Origin of the sequence: uncultured Campylobacter sp. (assembly GCF_937981295.1) — a bacterium.
Lineage (GTDB): Bacteria > Campylobacterota > Campylobacteria > Campylobacterales > Campylobacteraceae > Campylobacter_B.
Genome location: NZ_CALJPC010000071.1, coordinates 29,332 through 50,366 on the forward strand (window position 1 = coordinate 29,332; position 21,035 = coordinate 50,366).

General features: G+C 49.6%; 21 protein-coding genes. 11 read left to right on the top strand and 10 right to left on the bottom strand.

Translation table 11 applies throughout. The features are described from left to right. Positions 1–95 precede the first annotated feature (95 nt). Complete coding sequence (locus tag Q0135_RS05900) at positions 96–1,811, bottom strand: anthranilate synthase component I family protein (RefSeq protein ID WP_297989124.1); 1,716 nt, start codon at positions 1,809–1,811, stop codon at positions 96–98. Between the two features lie 126 nt (positions 1,812–1,937). On the opposite strand from Q0135_RS05900, the gene Q0135_RS05905 reads away from it, so the two are divergent. The 3 genes from Q0135_RS05905 (at position 1,938) to Q0135_RS05915 (ending at position 5,021) form a co-directional block, all read left to right on the top strand. Then, entirely contained in the window at positions 1,938–2,669 is a 732-nt protein-coding gene (locus Q0135_RS05905; RefSeq protein ID WP_177388568.1) for a YaaA family protein, read from the top strand. A gap of 852 nt (positions 2,670–3,521) precedes the next feature. Continuing rightward, positions 3,522–4,253, top strand: a complete 732-nt coding sequence (locus Q0135_RS05910) for a sulfite exporter TauE/SafE family protein (RefSeq protein ID WP_177388566.1) — start codon at positions 3,522–3,524, stop codon at positions 4,251–4,253. Positions 4,254–4,640: 387 nt separating this feature from the next. Then, positions 4,641–5,021 (top strand): CrcB family protein, encoded by a 381-nt coding sequence (locus Q0135_RS05915; RefSeq protein ID WP_177388564.1) that lies wholly within the window; start codon positions 4,641–4,643, stop codon positions 5,019–5,021. A 586-nt stretch (positions 5,022–5,607) separates the two neighbouring features. Here Q0135_RS05915 and Q0135_RS05920 read toward each other — a convergent pair. The 4 genes from Q0135_RS05920 to Q0135_RS05935 form a co-directional block, all read right to left on the bottom strand. Next, entirely contained in the window at positions 5,608–6,510 is a 903-nt protein-coding gene (locus tag Q0135_RS05920; RefSeq protein WP_295098029.1) for a hypothetical protein, read from the bottom strand. After that, entirely contained in the window at positions 6,485–6,769 is a 285-nt protein-coding gene (locus Q0135_RS05925; RefSeq protein ID WP_177388562.1) for a hypothetical protein, read from the bottom strand. The genes Q0135_RS05920 and Q0135_RS05925 overlap by 26 nt, the downstream gene beginning before the upstream one ends. Positions 6,770–7,427: 658 nt before the next feature. Continuing rightward, the gene (gene kcuS / locus Q0135_RS05930) at positions 7,428–7,643 is read right to left on the bottom strand and encodes a KCU-star family selenoprotein (RefSeq protein ID WP_297989127.1); all 216 of its coding nucleotides are present in this window, start codon (positions 7,641–7,643) and stop codon (positions 7,428–7,430) included. Further along, the gene (locus Q0135_RS05935; protein ID WP_297989129.1) at positions 7,630–9,711 is read right to left on the bottom strand and encodes a carbon starvation CstA family protein; all 2,082 of its coding nucleotides are present in this window, start codon (positions 9,709–9,711) and stop codon (positions 7,630–7,632) included. Before Q0135_RS05935 ends, kcuS begins: the two co-directional genes overlap by 14 nt. Before the next feature lie 373 nt (positions 9,712–10,084). Here Q0135_RS05935 and Q0135_RS05940 point away from each other — a divergent pair, with 373 nt between their 5' ends. From Q0135_RS05940 to Q0135_RS05965, 6 genes are read left to right on the top strand one after another with little or no spacing between them, the layout of a single operon-like run. Further along, on the top strand, positions 10,085–10,273 hold the full coding sequence (locus Q0135_RS05940) for a hypothetical protein (RefSeq protein WP_177388558.1): 189 nt from the start codon (positions 10,085–10,087) through the stop codon (positions 10,271–10,273). Beyond that, positions 10,270–11,238: an iron ABC transporter permease gene (locus Q0135_RS05945; RefSeq protein ID WP_177388556.1), complete on the top strand. Its 969-nt coding sequence runs from the start codon at positions 10,270–10,272 to the stop codon at positions 11,236–11,238. Before Q0135_RS05940 ends, Q0135_RS05945 begins: the two co-directional genes overlap by 4 nt. Further along, the gene (locus Q0135_RS05950; RefSeq protein ID WP_177388554.1) at positions 11,235–12,008 is read left to right on the top strand and encodes an ABC transporter ATP-binding protein; all 774 of its coding nucleotides are present in this window, start codon (positions 11,235–11,237) and stop codon (positions 12,006–12,008) included. Before Q0135_RS05945 ends, Q0135_RS05950 begins: the two co-directional genes overlap by 4 nt. Continuing rightward, a complete protein-coding gene (locus Q0135_RS05955) occupies positions 12,005–12,787 on the top strand; it encodes an ABC transporter substrate-binding protein (RefSeq protein ID WP_297989132.1) in 783 nt (260 codons plus the stop codon). Before Q0135_RS05950 ends, Q0135_RS05955 begins: the two co-directional genes overlap by 4 nt. Continuing rightward, complete coding sequence (locus tag Q0135_RS05960) at positions 12,788–14,002, top strand: radical SAM protein (RefSeq protein WP_297989135.1); 1,215 nt, start codon at positions 12,788–12,790, stop codon at positions 14,000–14,002. After that, positions 13,999–14,502: a flavodoxin family protein gene (locus tag Q0135_RS05965; RefSeq protein ID WP_297989137.1), complete on the top strand. Its 504-nt coding sequence runs from the start codon at positions 13,999–14,001 to the stop codon at positions 14,500–14,502. Before Q0135_RS05960 ends, Q0135_RS05965 begins: the two co-directional genes overlap by 4 nt. Before the next feature lie 612 nt (positions 14,503–15,114). Here Q0135_RS05965 and Q0135_RS05970 read toward each other — a convergent pair. Then, positions 15,115–15,684: a hypothetical protein gene (locus Q0135_RS05970; protein ID WP_297989140.1), complete on the bottom strand. Its 570-nt coding sequence runs from the start codon at positions 15,682–15,684 to the stop codon at positions 15,115–15,117. Between the two features lie 173 nt (positions 15,685–15,857). Between Q0135_RS05970 and Q0135_RS05975 the strand changes: the two genes are divergently transcribed. Both Q0135_RS05975 and Q0135_RS05980 read left to right on the top strand, forming a co-directional pair. Continuing rightward, positions 15,858–16,058 carry a hypothetical protein gene (locus tag Q0135_RS05975; RefSeq protein ID WP_297989143.1) on the top strand — a complete coding sequence of 67 codons (201 nt, stop codon included), beginning with the start codon at positions 15,858–15,860 and terminating at the stop codon, positions 16,056–16,058. Between the two features lie 207 nt (positions 16,059–16,265). After that, on the top strand, positions 16,266–16,952 hold the full coding sequence (locus tag Q0135_RS05980; protein ID WP_297989145.1) for a hypothetical protein: 687 nt from the start codon (positions 16,266–16,268) through the stop codon (positions 16,950–16,952). A gap of 446 nt (positions 16,953–17,398) precedes the next feature. Here the strand turns inward: Q0135_RS05980 and Q0135_RS05985 are convergent, their stop codons facing one another. The 4 genes from Q0135_RS05985 to ubiE form a co-directional block, all read right to left on the bottom strand. After that, a complete protein-coding gene (locus Q0135_RS05985; protein ID WP_297880494.1) occupies positions 17,399–17,638 on the bottom strand; it encodes a DUF333 domain-containing protein in 240 nt (79 codons plus the stop codon). Positions 17,639–18,054: 416 nt separating this feature from the next. Then, positions 18,055–19,131 carry a 3-phosphoserine/phosphohydroxythreonine transaminase gene (gene serC, locus Q0135_RS05990; protein ID WP_177388541.1) on the bottom strand — a complete coding sequence of 359 codons (1,077 nt, stop codon included), beginning with the start codon at positions 19,129–19,131 and terminating at the stop codon, positions 18,055–18,057. Positions 19,132–19,141: 10 nt separating this feature from the next. Continuing rightward, positions 19,142–20,308 (bottom strand): exodeoxyribonuclease VII large subunit, encoded by a 1,167-nt coding sequence (gene xseA, locus Q0135_RS05995; protein ID WP_297989148.1) that lies wholly within the window; start codon positions 20,306–20,308, stop codon positions 19,142–19,144. Next, positions 20,301–21,029: a bifunctional demethylmenaquinone methyltransferase/2-methoxy-6-polyprenyl-1,4-benzoquinol methylase UbiE gene (gene ubiE, locus Q0135_RS06000; protein WP_297989150.1), complete on the bottom strand. Its 729-nt coding sequence runs from the start codon at positions 21,027–21,029 to the stop codon at positions 20,301–20,303. Before ubiE ends, xseA begins: the two co-directional genes overlap by 8 nt. Positions 21,030–21,035: the final 6 nt, after the last annotated feature.

Genomic DNA, 21,035 nt, shown 5'->3' on the forward strand with positions numbered 1-21,035 from the left:
AAATTTTAACACTCTCGCAGCAAACACGCTTTTAAATTTAGCCGAATCAGACTCGCGCCGAAAAGCGGCGCATCTGATCGGTAAATTTAAAGCGTCTAAACTTCCTCGCATAGCTCCTCGATCGCTTTTAGCGGGCTTTTGCGTTTTTTGCAGATCTCCGCGTATTCGCTCTTTGGCGAGCTGTCGTAAACTATACCCGCGCCCGCGCCGATAAATACGAGATTACTTAGCCCTTCGTAGCCGAAATTCTCCGCGCTAAATTTAGCGACCTCAAACCGCATCGCGCGGCTAAAATGCGGCTCGCTTTCTAAATTTAGCGCCCCGCCGCCTGCGCGAGCTTTTAAATTTAACGTCGCCTCGTGCTCGCCTGTACGAGCTAAATTTTGCGTCTCGCCGCTGCCCTTTTGCGCTGCGGCATCGCAAAACTCTGTCGTTTCGGGATTTTCGCCGTCGCAAAGCTCCGTCGCTTCGGACTTCTCCTCGCCGCAAGCAGAGTTTAAATTTAAATTGGAATTTCGCTTAGAGTTCTCGTCTGAGCAGAAATTTTGCCCGCCGCGATTTACGAAGATTGCCGAACGAATCAAGATCGCCTGCATCACGTCGCCGTTAAAGCGCCAAAATCCGATTCCGCCGCCGTAGATGCCGCGCTCGTAGCGCTCCAGCTCATTTATGATCTGCATCGCGCGAATCTTCGGGCTGCCGCTTAGCGTGCCCGCAGGAAAGATAGTGCCGAGCACCTCAAACGCGCTTACTCCGCGCGGTTTGCTGCCGTAAATCTCGCTTACGATGTGCATCACGCTTTCGTAGCGCACGACGCGCATCGCATTTTGCACCCGCACCGAGGCGGGCGCAGCGAATTTGCCGATGTCGTTGCGAGCTAGATCAATGAGCATCCGATGCTCCGCAAGCTCCTTTTCGTCGCTTAAAAGCTCGCGCTCAAGCGCCGCGTCGGCTTTGGCATTCGCGCCTCTGCTGCGTGTGCCCGCGATGGGAGCTACGAAAATTTCGTCCTTTTTGATCTCCATAATGAGCTCGGGGCTGGAGCCCGCGACGCAACCGTACGGCGTCGGGAAGTGAAACATATAGGGACTCGGATTGTTCTTTTTGAGTCGCTCGTAAAACTCCAGACTGCCTAGATTCGTACCGACTTCTAAAATTTCGCCCAGCACGACCTGAAACACGTCGCCGCTTTTTATCTTTTCTTTTGCAGCCTCGACCATCGCACTAAAATGCGACTCCTCGGCGCCCAGATCGGTTAAAATTTTAAATTTAAGCTCTTTTTTCTTAGGCTCGGGCTTCGCCGCGGCTTGCGATTTCGATCCTATTTTTATCGCGGCGTCCGCTCTTGCGGCACTCTGCGGCGTGCCTTCCGCTTCGGCGGAGCTTTGCTGCGAAGCTTGCGGGCTAAGCTCGCGCAGGCTTTCGTAAATTCTAGTGTCTTTGCCGTAAAAATCGTAAATTTTGCTGATTTTATCGTAGTGCAGATAGTTTGCGGCATCGGCGTAAAAAAACGGCGGGAAGTCATACAGCGTCTGCTTCGGCGCGCCGATATTTTCAAATGCGCGCACGATGTCGTAGCCCAAAACGCCGAAAAGTCCTGCAAAGCTCGCGTTTTTAAACTCGCTCGCGCCTTCTTTTGCGCCCTTTACCTCATCAAATTTAAGCCTCAAAGCCTCAAAACTCATCTTAAATCCGTCGAAATAATCGCAATCTATGCCGATGATGACCTGCCTGTCGTCCTCTGCGAGGTAGCTTTGCGGATGCGTCTTTAAAATTTCGCGGTAGTAAAAAAGCGGCTCTTCTAAAAGCATTTTCGTCCTTACAATTTTTAGCGCCATTATACGCTGCTTAGCTTAAATTTGAGCGGGCGGCGCGAGCTCAGGCTGGCTTAGTCCAAGCAAAATTTTAGTAAAATTAGCAAATTTCAAGGAGAACGTATGAAAATTTTATTTTCCCCAAGCGAGATGAAAAGCGAGCTGGGCGGCGACACGCGCATTTGCGAGCGAAATTTCATCTTTGCAGATCTTTACGAAAAGCGCCTGCAGATGCTGCGCGCCTACGCGGATTTCGTGGATAAAGCAAGCGAAGCGGAGCTTTGCAAGCTTTTCGGGCTGAAAAAATGGGATGCCGCCCTACGCGAAAATATCTTTGAAAAAGGCTGCACAAAGGCGCTTTTGCGCTACACGGGCACCGCGTATCGCGCCCTAGGCTACGCGTCGCTAAGCCCTGGCGCGCAGGAGTTTGCGGAGCGAAATACGATAATTTTTTCAAACCTTTTCGGCCCCGTGCTGGGCGGCGACGCGCTACCGAACTACAAGCTCAAACAGGGCGAAAAATTCGGCGGCATAGACGCGGCGAAATTTTATCGCGACAGCTTTTCTGCCGCGCTGGATCGGTATCTGGCGGATGAGTGCGTCGTGGATCTGCGCGCGGGATTTTACGAAAAATTTTATGAGATGAAGCGTGAATATTTGAGTTTTAGTTTCATAAAAGGCGGCAAGGTGCTGAGCCACTACGCCAAGGCCTGGCGCGGTAAGGTATTGCGCGAAATAGCTATTGCCCGCGCTTGCAGCGAGGCGGAGGTGCTCGCGCTGCGCTTGGGCGGCGCTTCCGTGCTAGAGATCAAACAGATCGGACTAAAAAAAGAGATCGTGCTGGAAATTTCATAAGGCGCAAAGAAATTCCGTCCGGAGAAATTTACGATAAAGCTTGCAGGTCTAATGCGAATTTTTGCGTAAAATTTAGCCCGGAAAATTTGCCGCGAGTCCAAATCCCGCCCCGTCTAAAGCACTTCTGCCCGGAGAAATTTGTGGGCGGAATTTCATCGTGAGGATTTTGCGATGGCGGCTTTTTGGTCTTTTGCCTCTTTTTCAGCAGGCTTTGGACGGCGAAATTTTACCGCAAGATTTTTTAGAGTAAAATTCGCGCTCTTTGCGTTTGCACGCGCTTTGCATAAAATTTTACGTCGATCTTGTCGTGATTTTGCACCGCTTTTGCGGCGATTTTTAGAATACAAAGCGCGGAAATTTCGCCGCAGAATTTTGTCTAAAATTTTACCGTACGGGATTTCGCCGTATGAAATTTCGCCGTGATAGAATTTAGTCGAAATTTAATCGAGGCAAAAATACTGCGCCCATGATCTAAACGTAAAATTTTAATCCAAATTTATGCTAAACCGCCGCGGTATAGGCGCAGAATTATGATCTAAAAAATTTATACTTCGAAGTCACAACACAAACAAATGCAGATCGGGCTAACCCCGTATAAAATTTTAAGCCGAAATTATGGCTTACGTTCCGTTGCGATAAAATTTTGAGCCAAAATTAAGACATAAATTTTAAGCTAAAATTCTGTGCTCTAAAATTTCGCACTTTAAAATCCCACAAATTTCCAAATTTAGCAAATCCCGCGCTTGAAATTTTGAGCTAAAATCCTCCGCTTTCAAATCTAAAAATTTCGCAAATTTAGCAAGCTTTAAATTTTAAAGCTATAAACTTCGCTTCAAATTTTAAGGATCAAAAATGCTAGAACTCCCCTTTATCGGCATTGTCGTGGGCTTCATATCGGGCTTTTTCGGTATCGGTGGCGGCACGGTCGTAATGCCCGTGATGATGGCTCTAGGCTACGACGTCAAGACCGCCGCGGGCATCTCGGTGATGCAGATGTTCATCATCTCGCTTTTTGGCTCATATCTGAACTACCGCGCGGGCAAGCTTCGCCTAGATAGCGGCATCGCGGTGGGGCTCGGAGGGCTGTGCGGCGCGAGCATATCGGGCTTCATCGTAAAATACTCGCCAGAAATCGTGCTTGAGATCGGTCTTTTGCTGACGCTTGCGATCTCATTTCTCAAGCTCTTTAGCACGAACGTAACAAGCGGCGGCAACGCCGATCCCCACGGCGCGGTGCTGTTTTTCATCGGCTTTGCTATCGGCGCGATCGCGCTTAGCATGGGCGTGGGCGGCGCGGTATTTCTGACGCCGATTTTGGTCGGATTTTTGGGCGTCGATATCAAAAGAGCGGTCTGCATGGGGCTGTTTTTCATCGTTTTCGGCTCATTTAGCGCGCTTTTAAGCCTTTCGTACAACGGCCATGTGGATTACGAACGCGGCGCGCTGCTAGCCGTGGGCGGGCTTTTGGGCGTGTATTTCGGCACCTCTCAGGCTCGCCGTGCAAAGCGCGAAACGCAGAAAAAATGGCTGCTTGTCCTCTACGTCGTGCTATTTGCGCTGGCGCTAAAAAAGGTGCTGCAGTAGCGCCTGCTGTAGCAACACTGCGGACGATTGCCGCGCTATGGTTTTGCTTTGCGATAATTCCGCTACAAGCGCAGTTTAGGCGCCTGCTACGGGCATGTCAGAGCGATTTTAAGCGTTCGCGCTGTTTTGCTACGCCGTCCTTTTGCGTTTCGTAGTTTGCATTACCGTCCTCTTACACTGCGCGCGTTTGATCGCCGTTTTGCCGCGCTGCGTAAAATGTCGCGTTTCGTCGCGCGAGTAAAATTTTAAAACGAAATTTCAAAAAGCGCGAGCAAATTTTAAAAGCTGAATTTTAACGAGCCGCGTTAAAATAGCGAAGTTGCACATCTTTCGTCCTATGGAGGCTAGAGAGCGAAATAAAATTTACAAATTTTAAAAGGACTTGGATTGACGAACTTGATTTTAGCAGGGCTAGGCGGCTGTGTAGGCGCGATGGCGCGAGTAGGCCTAAGTGGAGCGATCGCGCGCGCAATGGACCGCGCCGGGTTTTGGAGCGCGTTTCCGATTGCTACTTTTTGCGTAAATGCGCTGGGAAGCCTGCTGATAGGGTTTTTGCTCGCACTAAATTTAACGCAGAGCGTGCGGGTATTTTTTATCGCAGGCGCGCTGGGCGGCTTTACGACATTTTCTACGTTCAGCTACGATACGCTGCAATTATTGCTGGCGCGAGAATTTGCTATCGGTGTGCTAAACGCGGTCTTAAGCGTATGCGTTTGTATGCTGTTTTGCTACGCTGGGCTGCTCGCGGGCAGAGCGCTTGCAGGCTAGCCGTGGAGCACGTGAGCTTTAAATTTAAATCGCCTCTCGCCTGCGTTTTTAAATCAAAATTTATTGAAAGTGCCTGTGCTACGGAATTTTATCGCGCGCATGTGCTGAAAAATCTGCGAGCGATGGGCACAATCCCACACGCCGTGCAGTTTTGCGAAAGGGTGCGCAGCAAGTAGTTTCGCAAAGTGCAATATCAAGCAGGAATTATAAGGCGAGCAAATCGTAAGACGAGCGAAAAGTAAAGCGAGCGAGAGGGATTGTAGCTAAATAATGGTGCTCGGCGTCGGGCAGGCTGGCAAAATCCAGATAAATTTGAAATTTGCGTGCATTCTCTGCGTATCTTGTTTACCGCAGCTTTGTAAAATTTCGCTATCTTGCGCCTAGTTATCGCGACGCCCTAAAAATTTCGCTGTCTTGGCGCGGATAAAATAAACCTAAGCCGCGCGATAAATTTTAAAAGCTCCGCGGGCAAATTTTAAAGCTTGAAGCTTAGAATTTTAAAATTCTCACGTAAATTTTAGAAGTTAAATTAAAGCGCGCCGAAATCACGATCTTATGTGTCAAATCCTGCAGCGCTATCTTAGATTTATCGCAAGCGACTGCGAGCCCTCTTAATTTCATTTCTGCAAATTTCATTGACCTGCTCGCCCTCGCTATTTCGCAAGATAACCTCGTAGTCCGTGATTTCGCGACCTTTGTTATACCCCTCGATATATCTGAATCTCGATAAAACTATTTTAAAGGATTCCACATCGTCTAAAGTATACTTATTGCCGAGCTTGACGTAGTTAAAATTCTCGCTAGAAAGCGTCGAAAAATCGCTAAATTTTTGCTTTAAATTTAGCGTATAAATCGTCGTATGCGGGGCGTCGTTATCGCAGCGATTAAATTCGCTTTCATCGAAGGCAAGCGCGAGGCAAATTTCATCTCCGCAGATTACCTTTATATCTTTGGCGCTGCTATTTATATGTATGGTTTGTCGCCATCCCTCGCCTTTGATCTCAAAGATATTGCGAGCGAGCTTTTTGGCTATTTCATCTCCGACATAGCCTTTGGCTTCTGGTTTATCAGCCCAACCAAGCGCAGAGTAGTTCTGCTTTTGCGGAAAATCCGCAAGCGGAGTTTGAAGCTCGCTTATGGCATTTAAATTTTCCTCGGTGCCTTGCGGAGCCGCAAAAGAGGTGCCTCTCATAGAGTGTAGATTAAAGAAACCGATAAATTTTCTCACGACCTTATACGCCGTTTGAGAAAATATCTTGGCTTCGTTTTCAAAAAGCGAAATATCGTAGATACCATATCTGTAATATCCAAGCTCTCTTTTCACCCAATCTAAATCCGGCGAGCGGTCGATCTCGTCGTATCCATAGTAGAGCTCCGGCATATCTTTTTGTAGCAAAAAGTCGTCGCGGTCGTCATCTTTGTATCTAAGCCAAACGCCGAATTCGTCCTTGATATATAGATAATCAAACTCCCTCCGCGCCCTTCGCAAAATCGCCTTTGCCTAACCAAAATACGGGTCTTTTTTCTAAGGGCGGCATAGCGGCGACTGGAGGTAAGCTTTGCAGCTCTTTTTCAAATTTTTCATCGATATAATCGCAAGCGTCAGTGGGCATACTAGGATCGCAACCCTCGGGCGTATCGAATGAAAAAAGCAATTTTATAATCACGAGCATATACAGTACAAAAAGTACGCAGGCAACGCTTATAGCCAAGGCGGTAATTTTTAAAATTCTTTTAAAATTTTTCATATCCAAATTTTACCTCGTTGCAGTCAAAAAGCATAAAATTTCGCTTTAAATTTGAAATCCTCCGCGTATTATCTGTACGCTTCGCCTATTGCTTCGCTAAGACTTTTTAGTAGCTCGCCTTTTTGTTTAGTAATATGACTTCGTAGTCTACAGGCTCGCACTCTAACCCGCATTTCTCTCGGCGGCGGTTTGCGCGGCGCGCTAAATTTTAAACTCGCGCGCGCATTTTATCCGCGCCCTAGTCTAAATTTAAAATTTCAAATCCGCGGCGAAATTTCATTCCATAGCGAAATTTCACGCCTTAAACCAGAGCGGCTCCGCCGCAGAATTTAGCGAGCGCGCCTTAATAAAATTCCGCCGAAGCTCGGTGAAGCTCCACACAAAATTCCGCAATATGACGGCAAAACGTCGCGGCTAGCGATGAGTACAGCGCGACGGCAAGGACAAATCTTAACGCCCTAAGTGCGAGCAAATTTAAAGGAAACCTCAAAGAGGTATGCGCAAAATTTGATCCCTAGCGGCGGGCTAAATTTCATGACTCGCGCGCCCGCACCCTATCAAATTTAAAATTTTAAATCCGCAGCGAAATTTCACGACACCACGGCAAAACGTCGCGGACCGGCGATGAGTACGGCGCGACCGCGCCCTTTCGCCGCTATCAGCACTTGACGTTTTTTGCCTTGCTATCTTGCATCGCACGGAAAAATTCCGCCCTGCTTAGCGGGATTTCGTCCGGATGAGCGCTTCTGAAATGGCTCAGATAACCCTCGTAATCGCCGAGCCCGATGAGCGGCGCAAGTGCGGCATCCGCGCGCGCTAAAAGCCTCGCCACGGCCTTCGGGGCCGCGAGCGGATTAAATTTAAACTTTTTCATAAACGCCCCTGTCCACGTACTCGCTTTCTGCCAGTTTGAAATATCCCTCGCTCGCGCCGCCTTTTGAAATTTTAAGGCACATTCGGATCGTTTGAGCGATGACTATGATCGTAACGACGACGAAAAGAGCACATAGCACGGCGTCGATGACGTTGTTTCTGATGATAGCCTGCGCCTTTTCTATCGCGGCGGGATCGCTTAGGCTGGCGAGCTTGGCGGCGGTGTTTTGCGCGATAGCCACGTGGCTTACCGCGTCGTGCACGCGCTCGCCGTTAGCCGGCATCAGCTTCAAGATCGCCGCATAAAGCGTGGTTATAAGCACCCAGATCGCAGGAGCGATCGTGACGAAGGCGTATTTTTGCTTGCCCATTTTGAAAAGCACCACCGTCGCAAGCAGCAGCGCGATACCCGCGAGCATCTGATTGGACGCGCCGAAAAGCGGCCACAGCGTGTAAATTCCGCCCATAGGATCGGTAACGCCGCTGTAGAGCAGATAGCCCCAGCCCGTCACGCAGATCACCGTCGCGATGATGCCGTAGAGGGAATTTTTGGTATCGGAAAAGGGCTTATAGAGGTTGCCTAAAATTTCTTGCACCATAAAGCGCCCCGTGCGCGTGCCAGCATCGACCGCGGTTAGAATAAACAGTGCCTCAAATAAAATCGCAAAGTGGTACCAAAACGCCATCAGCTCCTTGCCGCCGATGATCTGATGCAGAAGCATCGTTAGCCCCATTGCAAAGGTAGGAGCGCCGCCCGTGCGGCTCATCATCGTGGTTTCGCCGACGTTTGAAGCCAAGGCGCCGATCTGCTCGGGCGTGATACTAAATCCGATAGAATTTATATACGCCGCGGCGCTTACCGCGTCTTTGCCGAGCACTGCAGCGGGCGAGTTAATAGCGAAGTATTCGCCCGGGCTTAGGATGCACGCCGCCACAAGCGCCATTATGCCCACAAGGCTCTCCATAAGCATCGAGCCGTAGCCGATGAAAAGAGCGTGGGTTTCGCGCTCGATCATCTTCGGCGTCGTGCCGCTGGAGATCAGCGCGTGAAAGCCCGAGATTGCGCCGCACGCAATAGTAATAAACAAAAACGGAAATATCGGACCTGCAAAAACGGGACCCGTGCCGTCGATAAATTTCGTCGTAGCGGGCATTTTAAGTTCGGGCGCGACAAAGATTATCGCAACCGCCATGCCGATGATGACGCCGAGCTTAAGGAAGGTGCTTAGATAATCGCGCGGCGCGAGCAGCAGCCACACGGGCAAAATCGCCGCGATAAAGCCGTAGCCGATCGTAAGAAGCGCGAGCGTTTCGCCCTTTAGCGAAAAAACGTCGTGCCAGTACGGATCGATCGCTACGTAATGCCCGCCCCAAAGCGAAAGCATCAGCAAAATAAAGCCGATGATCGATGCCTCGCTGACCTTGCCTGGGCGCAAGAACCTCATGTAAATTCCCATAAATACGGCGATCGGTATCGTCATCGCGATCGTAAAAAGCCCCCACGGCGAGTTCGCGAGCGCCTTTACGACGACCATCGCCAAAATCGCTACGATGATCAGCATGATGAAAAAAATCCCGATCATCGCGATGCCGCCGGTGAGCTTGCCCATCTCATCTTTGATCATCTCGCCGAGGCTCTTGCCGCCGCGTCGCGTGGAGAGCACGAGCACGATGAAATCATGCACCGCGCCTGCGAGCACGACGCCTACCAAAAGCCAAATGGTGCCTGGCAGATAGCCCATCTGTGCGGCCACTACGGGGCCTACGAGCGGTCCTGCACCAGCGATAGCGGCGAAATGGTGGCCGAAAAGGACGTATTTGTTCGTAGGGACGTAATCTCGTCCATCGTTTCGGATCACCGCAGGAGTTGCGCGGCGATCGTCCAGCTCAAAGACGCGATATGCGATAAAGCGCCCGTAGAAGGTGTATCCGATCAGATAGATGCACGCGCTGGCTACTACGAGCCAGACGGCGCTGATGCTCTCGCCTTTATTTAGCGCAAGTACGCCGAAACACCACGCCCCTATGACGGCGACCGCCGCCCAAAGGATCTTTTGCCAAAATTTCATGCTCACTCCTTAAAACTTAGCGAGCGGCTTGGGCAGTATGTCGTTTTAACAAAACGGCTCGCGCCTTTAAAGCTGGGCTCGTTAAATAAAATTTAGTGCGTATTTTATCGGCGTTTTTATAATTTAAAGCTGAATCGCGAAATTAAATAGAGCTCTTTCGGTGTTTAAATTTAGCGCCTAAATTTTGAATTTCAAATTTAAATAGGCGGCTTGGCGGTGCGCGAAATTTTAACATTTAATCGACCTAAATTTAGTCCTCACAGCTCTTAGCCGTTATGGAATTTATCGCGATTTAAGAAATCAAGCGATAAAATCCCATGATAACGATTTTAATTTCTTAATAAAAATCGCAAATACTTTTAGGAGGAAATTTATGCCGGATCAGGTGCTCGGCTATGTACTTTTTCGTGCTGATATCAAAAGCTGCGCAAACCGTAAAAACGACGATGCGAGCCGCAAAAATTTCATAAATTCCGCGCGCATAAATTCCCGACGCCGCTTAAATTTTAAAAATATCCGCCGCGACGAAATCTGTGCGTATAGTTCGCCTGGTGGGCTATGAGCTTTAAATTTTATCTCTTTCTAATCGTAGCTTTCATATTGCTTGCTTTAGTAGCCGTAAGTAGCGGTGGGGCGAGCATTTCGCTGGGCGACATCGTAAAATTTTTCACCTTCGGCGAGCTGGACGAAACCAAGGAGCTGATTCTAACGCAAATGCGCCTGCCGCGCCTCGTGCTTGGAATTTTAATAGGCGCGCTGCTGGCAACTTCAGGAGTGGTGGTGCAAAGCGTATTTTTAAACCCGCTTGCAGATCCCTACATCATCGGCATCGCCTCGGCAGCGACTTTCGGCGCGGTCATAGCTTACCTGCTGGGGCTTAGCGACGTTTTTTACGGAATTTTTGCGTTTTTGGCCGCCAGCGGGCTTTCGCTCGTGATCTTCAAGCTCGCAGCCCATACCCGATCGATCTCGACTCTACTGATCGTAGGCATCGCCGTATCGTCCTTTTTGGGCGCATTTACATCCTTCGCGGTCTATCTAATCGGAGAGGATAGTTTTAGGATTACGGCGTGGATGATGGGCTATCTAGGCGGCGCAAACTGGCAAAAGATCGCGCTTTTGCTGCCGCCGCTGCTGTTTTGCATGGCGTATTTTTACGCGAAGCGCCACGAGCTAAATATCATCTTAAACGGCGACGAGGAGGCGAAATCGCTGGGGCTCAACGTCGAGAAGTCCAAAAAGAGCCTACTCATCGTCTCCTCGCTCATCATCGGCTTTTCGGTCGCATTTACGGGGATGATAGGCTTCGTGGGGCTCATCATTCCGCACACGCTTCGCATGGCGCTTCATACGGCGAGCAACGCCGTGCTGATCCCCGCTAGCGCGCTTACCGGCGGAGTTTTTTTGGTTTTTTGCGACGTAATCGCTAAAAACGCCCTCTCGCCGGTAGAAATTCCGATCGGCGTGGTGACCTCCTTTTTCGGCGCGCCCTTTTTTCTATACCTCGCGTTTAGGAAGCATGCATGAAAATTTCGGCGCTAAACTTCAGCTACGGCAAGCGGGCGATCTTGCGAGGCATCGAGTTAAATTTAAAGCGGGGAAAATTTTACGGGATTTTGGGTCCTAACGGCTGCGGCAAAAGCACCTTGCTAAAAAACATATTGCAAATTTTAAAGCCCGCAAGCGGGATCATCGAAATAAACGGCAAAAAAGCAAGCGAATATAGCCTCAAAGAGCTTGCCGCACTTATCGGCTTCGTGCCGCAAAAAACGGCCCTCGCAGCCGCGCTGAACGTGAATGAAATTTTACTTGCGGGCAGATTTTGCCGCCTAAAAAGTGCATTTAGCGGCTACGATGCGAGCGATCACGCTAAAGTGGAGCAAATGGCAGAGCTTTTGGACGTGAAAAAATTTTTAAATCGCAGCGCGTTTGAGCTAAGCGGCGGGGAGTTCGGGCGCGTGCTACTTGCCAGAGCGCTCGTAAGCGAGCCTGAAATTTTACTGCTCGATGAGCCCACGGGCGCGCTTGATATGAACTACGCGATTGAGGCGATGAGGATCTGCGAAAATTTAACCAAAACGCTAAATTTAACGAGCGTCATCGTGCTGCACGATCTAAATTTAGCCTCGCTTTTTTGCGATGAAATTTTGATGCTAAAAGAGGGCGCAGTTAGGTATCGCGGCAGCGCAAGCGAGCTTTTTACGCCGCAGATCATAAAAGAAATTTACGGCTTTGACGCCCTGATAGTCGAAAATTTAGGAACTAAATTTATCTTACCGCAAAAGGAGAAAATGTGAAAAAAATTCTTATAGCTTTGCTTTCGGCGAGTTTTGCGCTCGCCAAAGGCCTGGTAGTGCTCGACCCCGCCGCAGTCGAGATCATCTACGCTTTGGGAGCGCAGGATCAGATCGCTGCGATCTCAACTACCTCGATGAGCAAGATCCGCCCGGAGGCAGAAACCGCGAAACTGCCTAGCGTAGGCACCTACGTCAAGCCGAATATGGAAAAAATCGTCGAGCTTAAGCCCGATCTGGTTATCACGAGCTTTCACTCAGCGGGCGTTAGCGAGAATCTGCAAAAGCTAGGGCTTAAGAGCCTTGCGATGGATGCGAACTCCACCGCAGAGATCTGCCAAAACGTAAAGAAGGTCGCCGCAATCGTAAAAAAAGAGAGCGAGGCGGATAAAATTTGCGCGCAGATGGATGGAATTTTTGCAGACAAACCCGCTCTTCGCGGCAAAAAAGTAGCGCTATTTTTCGGTTCAAACGCCACTATGGCTTTTAACGACAAAACCCTAGTAGGCGATATTTTCGCTCGCCTAGGCGCCAAAAATATCGCAGACGGCCTAAAAGGCAGCACGCCTTCGGTATCTGCCGAATATATCCTCGAGCAAAACCCCGATATAATCGTCGTCGTGGGCGGCGAGACGGTGGATTTTTTAAAGGCAAATCCGATTCTTAGAAATACCAAAGCGGTAAAATCGGGCAAAATTTTAAAAGCTCCGACGCTCATCCTGCGGGGCAGCCCGCAGATCGGCGAGACGGTGGATGAAATTTACGCAGAGGCAACGAAATAGATGTTTAAAGAACGCATTAAATCCCACCATCGCTCCAAGCTTTTCGAGAGCGTCTCCGCGAGCGAAAACGAGCTGTTTGACGCGCTGGAGCAACCCGCCAAAGACAGCGACTGCGTGATCTATCTGCATGTGCCCTTTTGCGACAACATCTGCTCGTTTTGTTCGATGATGCGCTCCAAACTCGGCGACGAGCTGGACGAATACGCTAAATTTCTGGTCCGCCAGATCAAAGACTACGGCGAGATGCCCTATTTCGATACCAAAAGCGTTAAAAGCATCTACTTCGGCGGCGGCACGCCGAGCGTATTTAGCGAAGCTCACTTCGAAAAGGTCCTCGGCGCGCTGCATAAAAATTTCAAGATCGCAGACGACTGTGAGATCAGCGTAGAAACCACGCTGCATAATCTAGATACGCAAAAAGCGCTCGCTCTGCAAAGCTTCGGCGTAAACCGCTTTAGCATCGGCGTGCAGACCTTTAGCAGACAGGGGCGCGCGCTTCTAAACCGAGTGCACAAGCCTGCTCGCGCAATCGAGCGACTAAAGGAGCTTAGAGAAAAATTTGAAGGCATGCTCTGCTGCGACATCATCTACAACTTCCCGAAGGAAAGCGTGGAGGAAGCGATCGCAGACGCGCGCTACGTAGATGAGCTAGGTCTAGATAGCGCCAGCTTTTACTCGTTGATGTTCTTTGAAGGCTCGGAGCTATCCAAAAAGATCGACACCTCCTACTACGATCTGCCGACTGATAAAAAGCTGCACCACGCTTTCGCAGAGGCGCTGCTTGGAAGCGATAATTTCGAGGTTTTGGAGCTTACCAAACTTGCTCGAAAAGGTCGCGATAACTACGGCTACATCAAGCTAAGCCACAAGGGCACGGATATCCTACCTATCGGCAACGGCGCGGGCGGACACGTAGCGGGCTTCGGAATTTACGGCGTGTCGGGACACAAGATGATCTCGCGAATCGATGAGCGTGAAGCAAAATACGGCGTGCTAAGCAATCTGTTTCAGTACCCGATCGTAAGCTTAAACGAGCTAAAAGAGGCTCTGAGTGCGAGCATTTACGACGAAGCGGTGCGAAAGCTCAAAGAATTTGAGAGCTGGGGACTTTTGGAGCTTAAGGATGAAAAATCGGTCTTAAACTTGGACGGAATTTTTTGGGGCAACAACATCAACGAAGAGATAGCAAACATTATGAAAAAGGATTTTGTATGAAAAAAATCGTGCTTTACACCTCGCAAACGGGCAACACGAAAAAGGTAGGCGACGCGATCGCCGAACAACTAGGCTGCGAGAGTCTAAATTTCCGCGACTTTGAAGGCGAGGTCGATGACTACGACTTCATAGCTTTAGGCTTTTACGTCGATAAGGGCGAAGCAGAGGCGAAATTTATGCGCTTTTTACGCAAGATTCACGGCAAGAAGCTTGGCGTTTTCATGACTCTGGGCGCGGAACCGGACGGCGAACATTCGCGCAAGTGCTTAGATGCTTTCGAAAAGGGGCTTAAGGCAAACGGCAACGAGATTATAAGGGAGTTTGCCTGCCAGGGCGCGATCGATCCGAATCTACTTGAAACGATGCGCAAAATGGCGGCCGGCGGCAACTCGCCCCACCCTATCACTCCCGAGCGACTTGCGCGCTGGGCGGAGGCTGCGAAACACCCGGACGAGAAGGATCTGGCGGACGCAAAAGCAGCATTTGCGGGGATAGAATAAAATTTAAAGCAAGCCGCGCAAACTGCTGCGCGGCGAAACAAAACCAAATAAAATTTCACACTACTTAATGCGCGATTTGGAATTTTATCTTTTACTAAATTTGAACGACAAATTTCATTCCTACAAGCAAATTAGCCGCCGCAGAAGCAGGTCTTGCTCTAGAATTTAAACGATAAAATTTCATTTTGCGCGCAACGGATCGAATAATGCCGCCGACTTTGCGCCGCTAATGCGCGCTCTTAGCGGCGCAAAGCCCGCTTTTGCGAGCGAGCTGCCTGCAAGTACTACAGCAGCCGCCATTATCCAATACGCTGATCGTCGCCGCTCATAGCCGCGCGACAACTTATCTATCGTCGCTCATTACCGCACCGCCGCAGCGGTGCGGAGCGTGAGCATAAAAATATTTTAGACGCACTCTCAAGAGGACATCACCGAGCTTAATAAATTTTAGTGCGGTACTTTTACTATGTGCTCGTAAGCATAAATAAAATTCTTTAGCAAAAATTTTTAAAACAAAAATAGCAAAAGATTTGCAAGCAACGGATAAAATTTCATTATGGCTAAGATTCTATTGTGATCGCAATCATATCCGTTCTATCTGCCCATAGCTTTTTAAATTTCGCTTTTTGCCTCGCTTATTGTTTTATTTAATTTCGCAGCAAATTCCTCTTTGCTTATTTCTTTAAACGCTTCGTTTGGTACGGCGATAAAAAGACTTCCTTCCAGCAAAATTACCAAAAAATCGCGCTCCATTACCACCTCACAAAATTCCGCATCGTAAATGAGCGTATCTCGCTCACTTACTAATATAAATTGCCCCTTTAAATCATCTGGAATTTCAATGCTAAAATCGCCGAAAGTGACATTTTTATTCTTATCATATATCGCGGAATTTAGTAGCCACGATCTAACGCAAATAGCGTAAATATAAAAAACTGCGCAAGCAGTAGGCAAGATCGCTCCTAAGCTCTTTATCCAGGACTTATCACCATAGTACTCGCGTACAAACTCTATCCAATCGTCCTCAAAAATAAAAAGACAAGCCGAAAACGCAAAAGCGAAAAGCAAATCTGTCGCACAGACGGCGCGTATGAACTTGTTCCCTTTATAAATTCTGCGCGAAATTCTAGTTCTCATTTTAGCGAATTTCCGGTTATCTTGCAGCAAGTAAGAAATCAGCATATCTTTCCTTTAAAATTTTGCTTATTTTAGCCAAAATAAAAAGATCTGTAAAATTACATTGCATACTGCGTTTGCGCCTCTTCGACGATACAGCCAGTAGATGGAAAGACACTACTAATGCAAGCGGTAAAAGGGCGAGCTAAATTAATAAAATTCCTACCGAAGGAGGAATTATGAAAAACACGGCATTCATCACGGGCGCTACAAGCGCTACGGTCATCCAATACACCGCCCGCCATTTTGCGACGGCCTGGGCGCGAAAAATCCGCTTCTGCGAGCAAATAGACTGCGAGCTCTGCGGTCGCGATCATCGGCTACCCCTGTCGTCACGTGCCGTAGGCGCCGCCGTCAGACGCCGCCCTCCCGCCGCGTGACAACCCATACGCCGCTAACTACCTGCGCGACAACCCGTCGCCGCTCATCGCCCCGCCGCTTTGTCGCGGTACAAAATCCAAACCGAACCGCTAAATTTTAAATTCTACAAAAGTCTCATCGCACATAAATTTTAATTCGGCAAATGTGCAAAATTTAGGTAAAATTTCACCCAAACGCTTTGACGGTCAAAATTTAAAGGGGCGAAAATGACGAATTTCAAATACGCTAGTCACATTAACGAGGCTGCGGGGCTAGATCTTGATTTAGATTGCGAAGAGATCGATCTACAGGATAAGCTTTACGGGCTTTTTCAGTGCTTTATGCCCGAGGGTGCGGGCGTCGAGGCGGTGTTTGCGCCGCTGCAAAACGGCACCGAGCTGCAAGCGCGCATAATGCCGATCTACGCAGTCACGGCGCAGCAAACGCGAGAGACGTTTGGTCGAGGCGTGGCGCCCGGGTATTTTTGCCCGCCGCAGGATCCGAAATTTGATGACGAATCGCTTAAGAGCCTAGCTTTAGCGCACGTTCGAAATTTAAAAATTTTCGCCGATTTTCTAGGCAAGAACGAGCTTTTAAAGATGCTTGGCGAAACAAAATCCGCTCGCATGCAGGAAGGTTTTGATTTTGCGCATAGTAAAGACGAGCTTGCGGACGCCGTCTATGAGGCGATCACGGAGTGGATGATAGATTCGCCTAAGCTCGATATGAAGCTATGGGTGCTCGGCGAGGCGTACTATTCGATCAACTGCGACTACCTGCTACCTGCATACTTGCAGTATCCAAACTACGCGCAAAGGCCGCAAGAGGACTTTTTGAAGCCCTACTTCGAGCTATACCTAGCGGGACAGCAGATCGCGTTTGAGCGCGGCGAGGTCGTGGTTTTCACGCGCTAAATTTACGCAGGCAAGGAAGCGAACGAGCACCCGCAAGCGGCTAAAATTTGAGTCTTTCAAAAAAAAGGAAGCGAGCGACGTCTACGAACGGCTAAAATTTAAGTTCAGCAAGTATGGGCACAAGCGCTTATCGCATATCCAAAAAAACCTGCGTCGTAATCGAGCAATCTAGCAGGTTGTCTACGTCGCGTCAAGTCGCTTAAAATATTTCTGCTTTGCGTAGCCGCCACTTTCAGCACCTTGCTAGAGCAAAATCTCCGCACATCGTTGATGTTTGGATAATTAAATTTCTTCCATCACCCTGCTGCCCTCACTTTGTATGAGGTACCCAAATAATTTACTTGCACTAACGCTTGCTAGTTAGAATTTATCTAAATTTTAAAGAGGAATTTTGACGCAGAATTTTATGGAATTTCGCTGCCGCAAATCTCGCAAGCGATAAAATTCTATCGATTTACGCTCTTAAATTTACTCAAATCGCCGCCTGTTTTATAAAATTCTTCAGCGTCGATCATAGTGCCGTCAGGCAGCTTACAAACGGTGTAATCCACGCCGTTGCCGTCTTTGCGGACGATCAGCTCGCCGCCATTTTTGATACAAAAATCCCCAGCAGCGCTAGCCTCTGCGCTCACCGAAGCGAAAGCGCCCGCCACAAGCGCTACTGCAAAAAATCTCTTAAAACTCATTTAAATCCTTTCGTTTAATTTTGCCTGTTTTTAGGGTTAAGCTTAAATTTAGGCGCTAGATACGCTAAACCTGCGCCTACATAAATAAACCGCCGACCCTCCTCGAACACCGATAATAGCGTTTTAAATGTTAAATCCTACCTATAAATCCCAGCAGCGCCAAGTCCGCTCGCCGCTGCAAAATCAAAGCCATCAGACTTCATCCAATGCAAAATTTTAACATCATAAAATTTCATCTTCAATAAAATTCTAGCGGCGAAATCCAAGCCGCATCAAAGCTATTTCTGCCGTAAAATACCGGCTATAAAAGCGAGGGCTATGGCAAATAACTAGCTCAGCGACAAGGTAAGCGCGGATCCTAAACAATCTCGTCTATAAGTGCGAGCCGCGCCCAAACCCTCTAAATTTAACCGCCGCTAACCGTTTTTGCGCGCAAACTCGCTCATAAAAGCGACTAGTTTTTCAACGTCTTCGTGGCTTATCGCGTTGTAGATCGAGGCGCGGATGCCGCCTAAGACGCGGTGTCCTTTAAGCCCGATCATCCCCTCCGCCTCCGCCTGCGCGACGAAAACCGGCTCAAGCGCGGCATCCGCGATATTAAAGCTCACGTTCATCAGGCTGCGGCTATCCTTTTGCGCGTGGCCGCGGTAGAAGCCGCCGCTAGCATCGATCGCGCCGTAAAGTAGCGCCGCTTTGCGCTTGTTGCGCTCGTGCATCGCCGCAAGCCCGCCAATCTCATCCTTGATCCAGCCGAGCATTAAATTTAGCATGTAAATTCCGAAGGTATTCGGGGTGTTGCTCATCGAGTCCGCATCCGCTTGCGTCTTGTAGCGCAGGATCATCGGCGTTTTGGGGTCTGCGCGGTCCAGCAGATCCTTGCGGATCGCCACCATCGTAACGCCCGCGGGACCGCCGTTTTTCTGAATGCCTCCGTAAAACATCCCCACGCTGCTGAGCTCCACCGGCCGCGAAAACAGATCGCTTGAGCTATCGACTACGAGCGGACAGCCGCACTGCGGTAGCTGCGGATACTGCGTGCCGTAGATCGTGTTGTTCGAGCAGATGTAGCCGTAGTCCGCGCCATCCGAAAATTTAACCTCGGGGATGCGGTCGAATTTACTCTCCTCGCTGCTTGCGACCACGCGGTAGTTTATGCCGAGCACGCCCGCTTCCTTGATCGCCTTGCTCGTCCAGTTGCCCGTGTTGGCGTATTCTGCGACGCCGCCCGCGTATAGGTTCATCGGCACCTGCGCAAACTGAAGGCTCGCGCCGCCTTGCAAAAATAAAATCGTAAAATCATCCGAAAAGCCGTAGAGATCGCGCACGCGGCTCATCGCGCTATGTAGAACCTCCTCAAAAATTTTAGTGCGGTGCGAGATCTCCATTATCGAAAATCCGCGCCCAGCGTAGTTTAGCAGCTCCTCTTGCGCCTGCTTTAGCACGCCCAGCGGGATGGTGCTAGGTCCTGCGCTAAAATTTATTACTCTATCCATTTTGCCTCCTTTAGATGATTTTTGCGTTTTTGCTGAGCTGCTGTGAGCAAAGGACGAACTCGTCGCCCGCGGCAAGCTCGCCCAAGCTCACCGTTTTGCCGCCCTTTTGGATTTGAACGAGGTCTTTAGTGATCTCAAAAAATTTCGCCTTTTGCGCCAAAAGCTCATCCTTTGCACTTAGCGCGTGCTCTGCGGCGCTTAGCTTAGAGGCGATAAAATTTTTAAATTTAAGTTCGAAATTTAAAAGCTTTGCAAGCGAGCCTGAAATTTTTGGCTCGACCGATTTTGATTTAAGCTCTAAAGCTGCGAGGCTAAGCACGTTTTGTGCGGATGAAATTTTATCTTTTATCAGCCTATCAAACGCGTCGCTTATGCCGTCTAGGCTCTGAAAGATCGCGCAAATATCGGGCAGCAGATCGATCATCGCGGCGGTGGGCGTGAGGCTTCGGTGATCGGCTACGAAATCGCTGATGCTAAAATCGATCTCGTGCCCGACCGCCGAGATGACGGGCGTTTTGGCTGCATAGATCGCGCGAGCCAAGGCCTCGTCGTTGAAGCACCACAGATCCTCGCGCGAGCCGCCGCCGCGAGCGATTACGATCGCATCGTAGCCCTTTGCGTCGGCTACGCGCAATGCGCTTATGATCGAAGCAGGCGCGCTCTCGCCTTGCACTAGCGCGTTATACAGATCGATCTTGCAAAGCGCGAAGCGGTCCTGCGCCGTGCGAAGCATATCCGCCTGCGCCGCGGAGCCCGCGCTCGTGATGATCGCGATACTTTGGGCAAATTTAGGAAGCTGTTTTTTATGCGCGGCATCAAAAAGACCCTCTTTGCTGAGCTTATCTTTTAGCGCGGCAAACGCCGCTTCCAGCTCGCCCTCGCCGCTTTTGCGGATGTTTGAGACCTGTATCTGATACGCGCCCGTGGGAGCGTATAGCGAGACCTTGCCGCTTACGATGAGCTTATCGCCGACGGCGGGGATAAAATTTATCCGCGCGGCGTTAAATTTAAACATCGCGCAATCGATCGCCGCGCTCGCGTCTTTGATCGTGAAATACCAATGCCCGCTCGTGCTTTGAATTCTAAGCTTAGAGATCTCGCCCTCGACCTCGACGAAGCTAAAGCTCGTCTCTAAAAGCGCCTTGGCTTGGGCGTTTAGCTCGCTTACGCTAAGCATCGTCGCTCTTCCGCGCGATTTTTTCCGCAATGAAAAGCGTGCTGACGTCGAAGCTGAAGCCCTTTTGCACGCGCAGCTCAAAGCCCGCATTTTTGAGCTTTTCGCTAAAGCTCGCGGCGTCTAGGAAGCTGCCAATGGAGCTTGGCAGATACTCGTAGGCTTCTTTGTTTTTTGAGATGAAGGCGCCGATTTTGGGTAAAATTTTACTCACGTAAAAATCTCTGATCTTAAACGCGAGCCCGCCGCTTGCGGCTTTGGTAAATTCCAAAACCACGAGTGAGCCGCCCGGTTTGATGATCCGGTTAAACTCCGCAAGCGCCGCATCCAGCTCCACGACGTTTCTTATGCCGTAGCTGATGCTTAAAATATCCACGCTCGCGTCATCCAGCGTCGTAGCGCCCGCGGTCGCTTTGATAAACTCGCAGCCAGGGAATTTTTGCCTAGCTACCTCGAGCATTCCTTCGCTAGGATCAATCCCCACGATCCACTCGATCTGCACGCCGTGCTGTGCGGCGCCGTCGCGCCACGAGCTTATCATATCGCCCGTGCCGCACGCGACGTCGGCGATACTCACGAGCTTTCCTTTAAGCTTTTCAAGCGTCAGCTCGACCGCTTTTTTGCGCCACGAAACGTCCACGCCGAAGCTGATGGCGCGGTTTGCCAGATCGTAGGTAGGCGCGATCTCATCGAACATCTTTATGATTTTTTCCTGTTTTTGCACGGGCTT

What these genes read in the sequence shown, in the direction of transcription:
- Q0135_RS05980 (WP_297989145.1), top strand. Translation starts at nt 16,266, where the DNA reads ATGACGAATTTCAAATACGCTAGTCACATTAACGAGGCTGCGGGGCTA.
- Q0135_RS05905 (WP_177388568.1), top strand. Translation starts at nt 1,938, where the DNA reads ATGAAAATTTTATTTTCCCCAAGCGAGATGAAAAGCGAGCTGGGCGGC.
- Q0135_RS05985 (WP_297880494.1), bottom strand. Translation starts at nt 17,638, where the DNA reads ATGAGTTTTAAGAGATTTTTTGCAGTAGCGCTTGTGGCGGGCGCTTTC.
- Q0135_RS05935 (WP_297989129.1), bottom strand. Translation starts at nt 9,711, where the DNA reads ATGAAATTTTGGCAAAAGATCCTTTGGGCGGCGGTCGCCGTCATAGGG.
- xseA (WP_297989148.1), bottom strand. Translation starts at nt 20,308, where the DNA reads ATGCTTAGCGTAAGCGAGCTAAACGCCCAAGCCAAGGCGCTTTTAGAG.
- Q0135_RS05925 (WP_177388562.1), bottom strand. Translation starts at nt 6,769, where the DNA reads ATGAAAAATTTTAAAAGAATTTTAAAAATTACCGCCTTGGCTATAAGC.
- kcuS (WP_297989127.1), bottom strand. Translation starts at nt 7,643, where the DNA reads ATGAAAAAGTTTAAATTTAATCCGCTCGCGGCCCCGAAGGCCGTGGCG.
- Q0135_RS05975 (WP_297989143.1), top strand. Translation starts at nt 15,858, where the DNA reads ATGAAAAACACGGCATTCATCACGGGCGCTACAAGCGCTACGGTCATC.
- Q0135_RS05965 (WP_297989137.1), top strand. Translation starts at nt 13,999, where the DNA reads ATGAAAAAAATCGTGCTTTACACCTCGCAAACGGGCAACACGAAAAAG.
- Q0135_RS05960 (WP_297989135.1), top strand. Translation starts at nt 12,788, where the DNA reads ATGTTTAAAGAACGCATTAAATCCCACCATCGCTCCAAGCTTTTCGAG.
- Q0135_RS05950 (WP_177388554.1), top strand. Translation starts at nt 11,235, where the DNA reads ATGAAAATTTCGGCGCTAAACTTCAGCTACGGCAAGCGGGCGATCTTG.
- Q0135_RS05910 (WP_177388566.1), top strand. Translation starts at nt 3,522, where the DNA reads ATGCTAGAACTCCCCTTTATCGGCATTGTCGTGGGCTTCATATCGGGC.
- serC (WP_177388541.1), bottom strand. Translation starts at nt 19,131, where the DNA reads ATGGATAGAGTAATAAATTTTAGCGCAGGACCTAGCACCATCCCGCTG.
- Q0135_RS05945 (WP_177388556.1), top strand. Translation starts at nt 10,270, where the DNA reads ATGAGCTTTAAATTTTATCTCTTTCTAATCGTAGCTTTCATATTGCTT.
- Q0135_RS05900 (WP_297989124.1), bottom strand. Translation starts at nt 1,811, where the DNA reads ATGCTTTTAGAAGAGCCGCTTTTTTACTACCGCGAAATTTTAAAGACG.
- Q0135_RS05970 (WP_297989140.1), bottom strand. Translation starts at nt 15,684, where the DNA reads ATGCTGATTTCTTACTTGCTGCAAGATAACCGGAAATTCGCTAAAATG.
- Q0135_RS05940 (WP_177388558.1), top strand. Translation starts at nt 10,085, where the DNA reads ATGCCGGATCAGGTGCTCGGCTATGTACTTTTTCGTGCTGATATCAAA.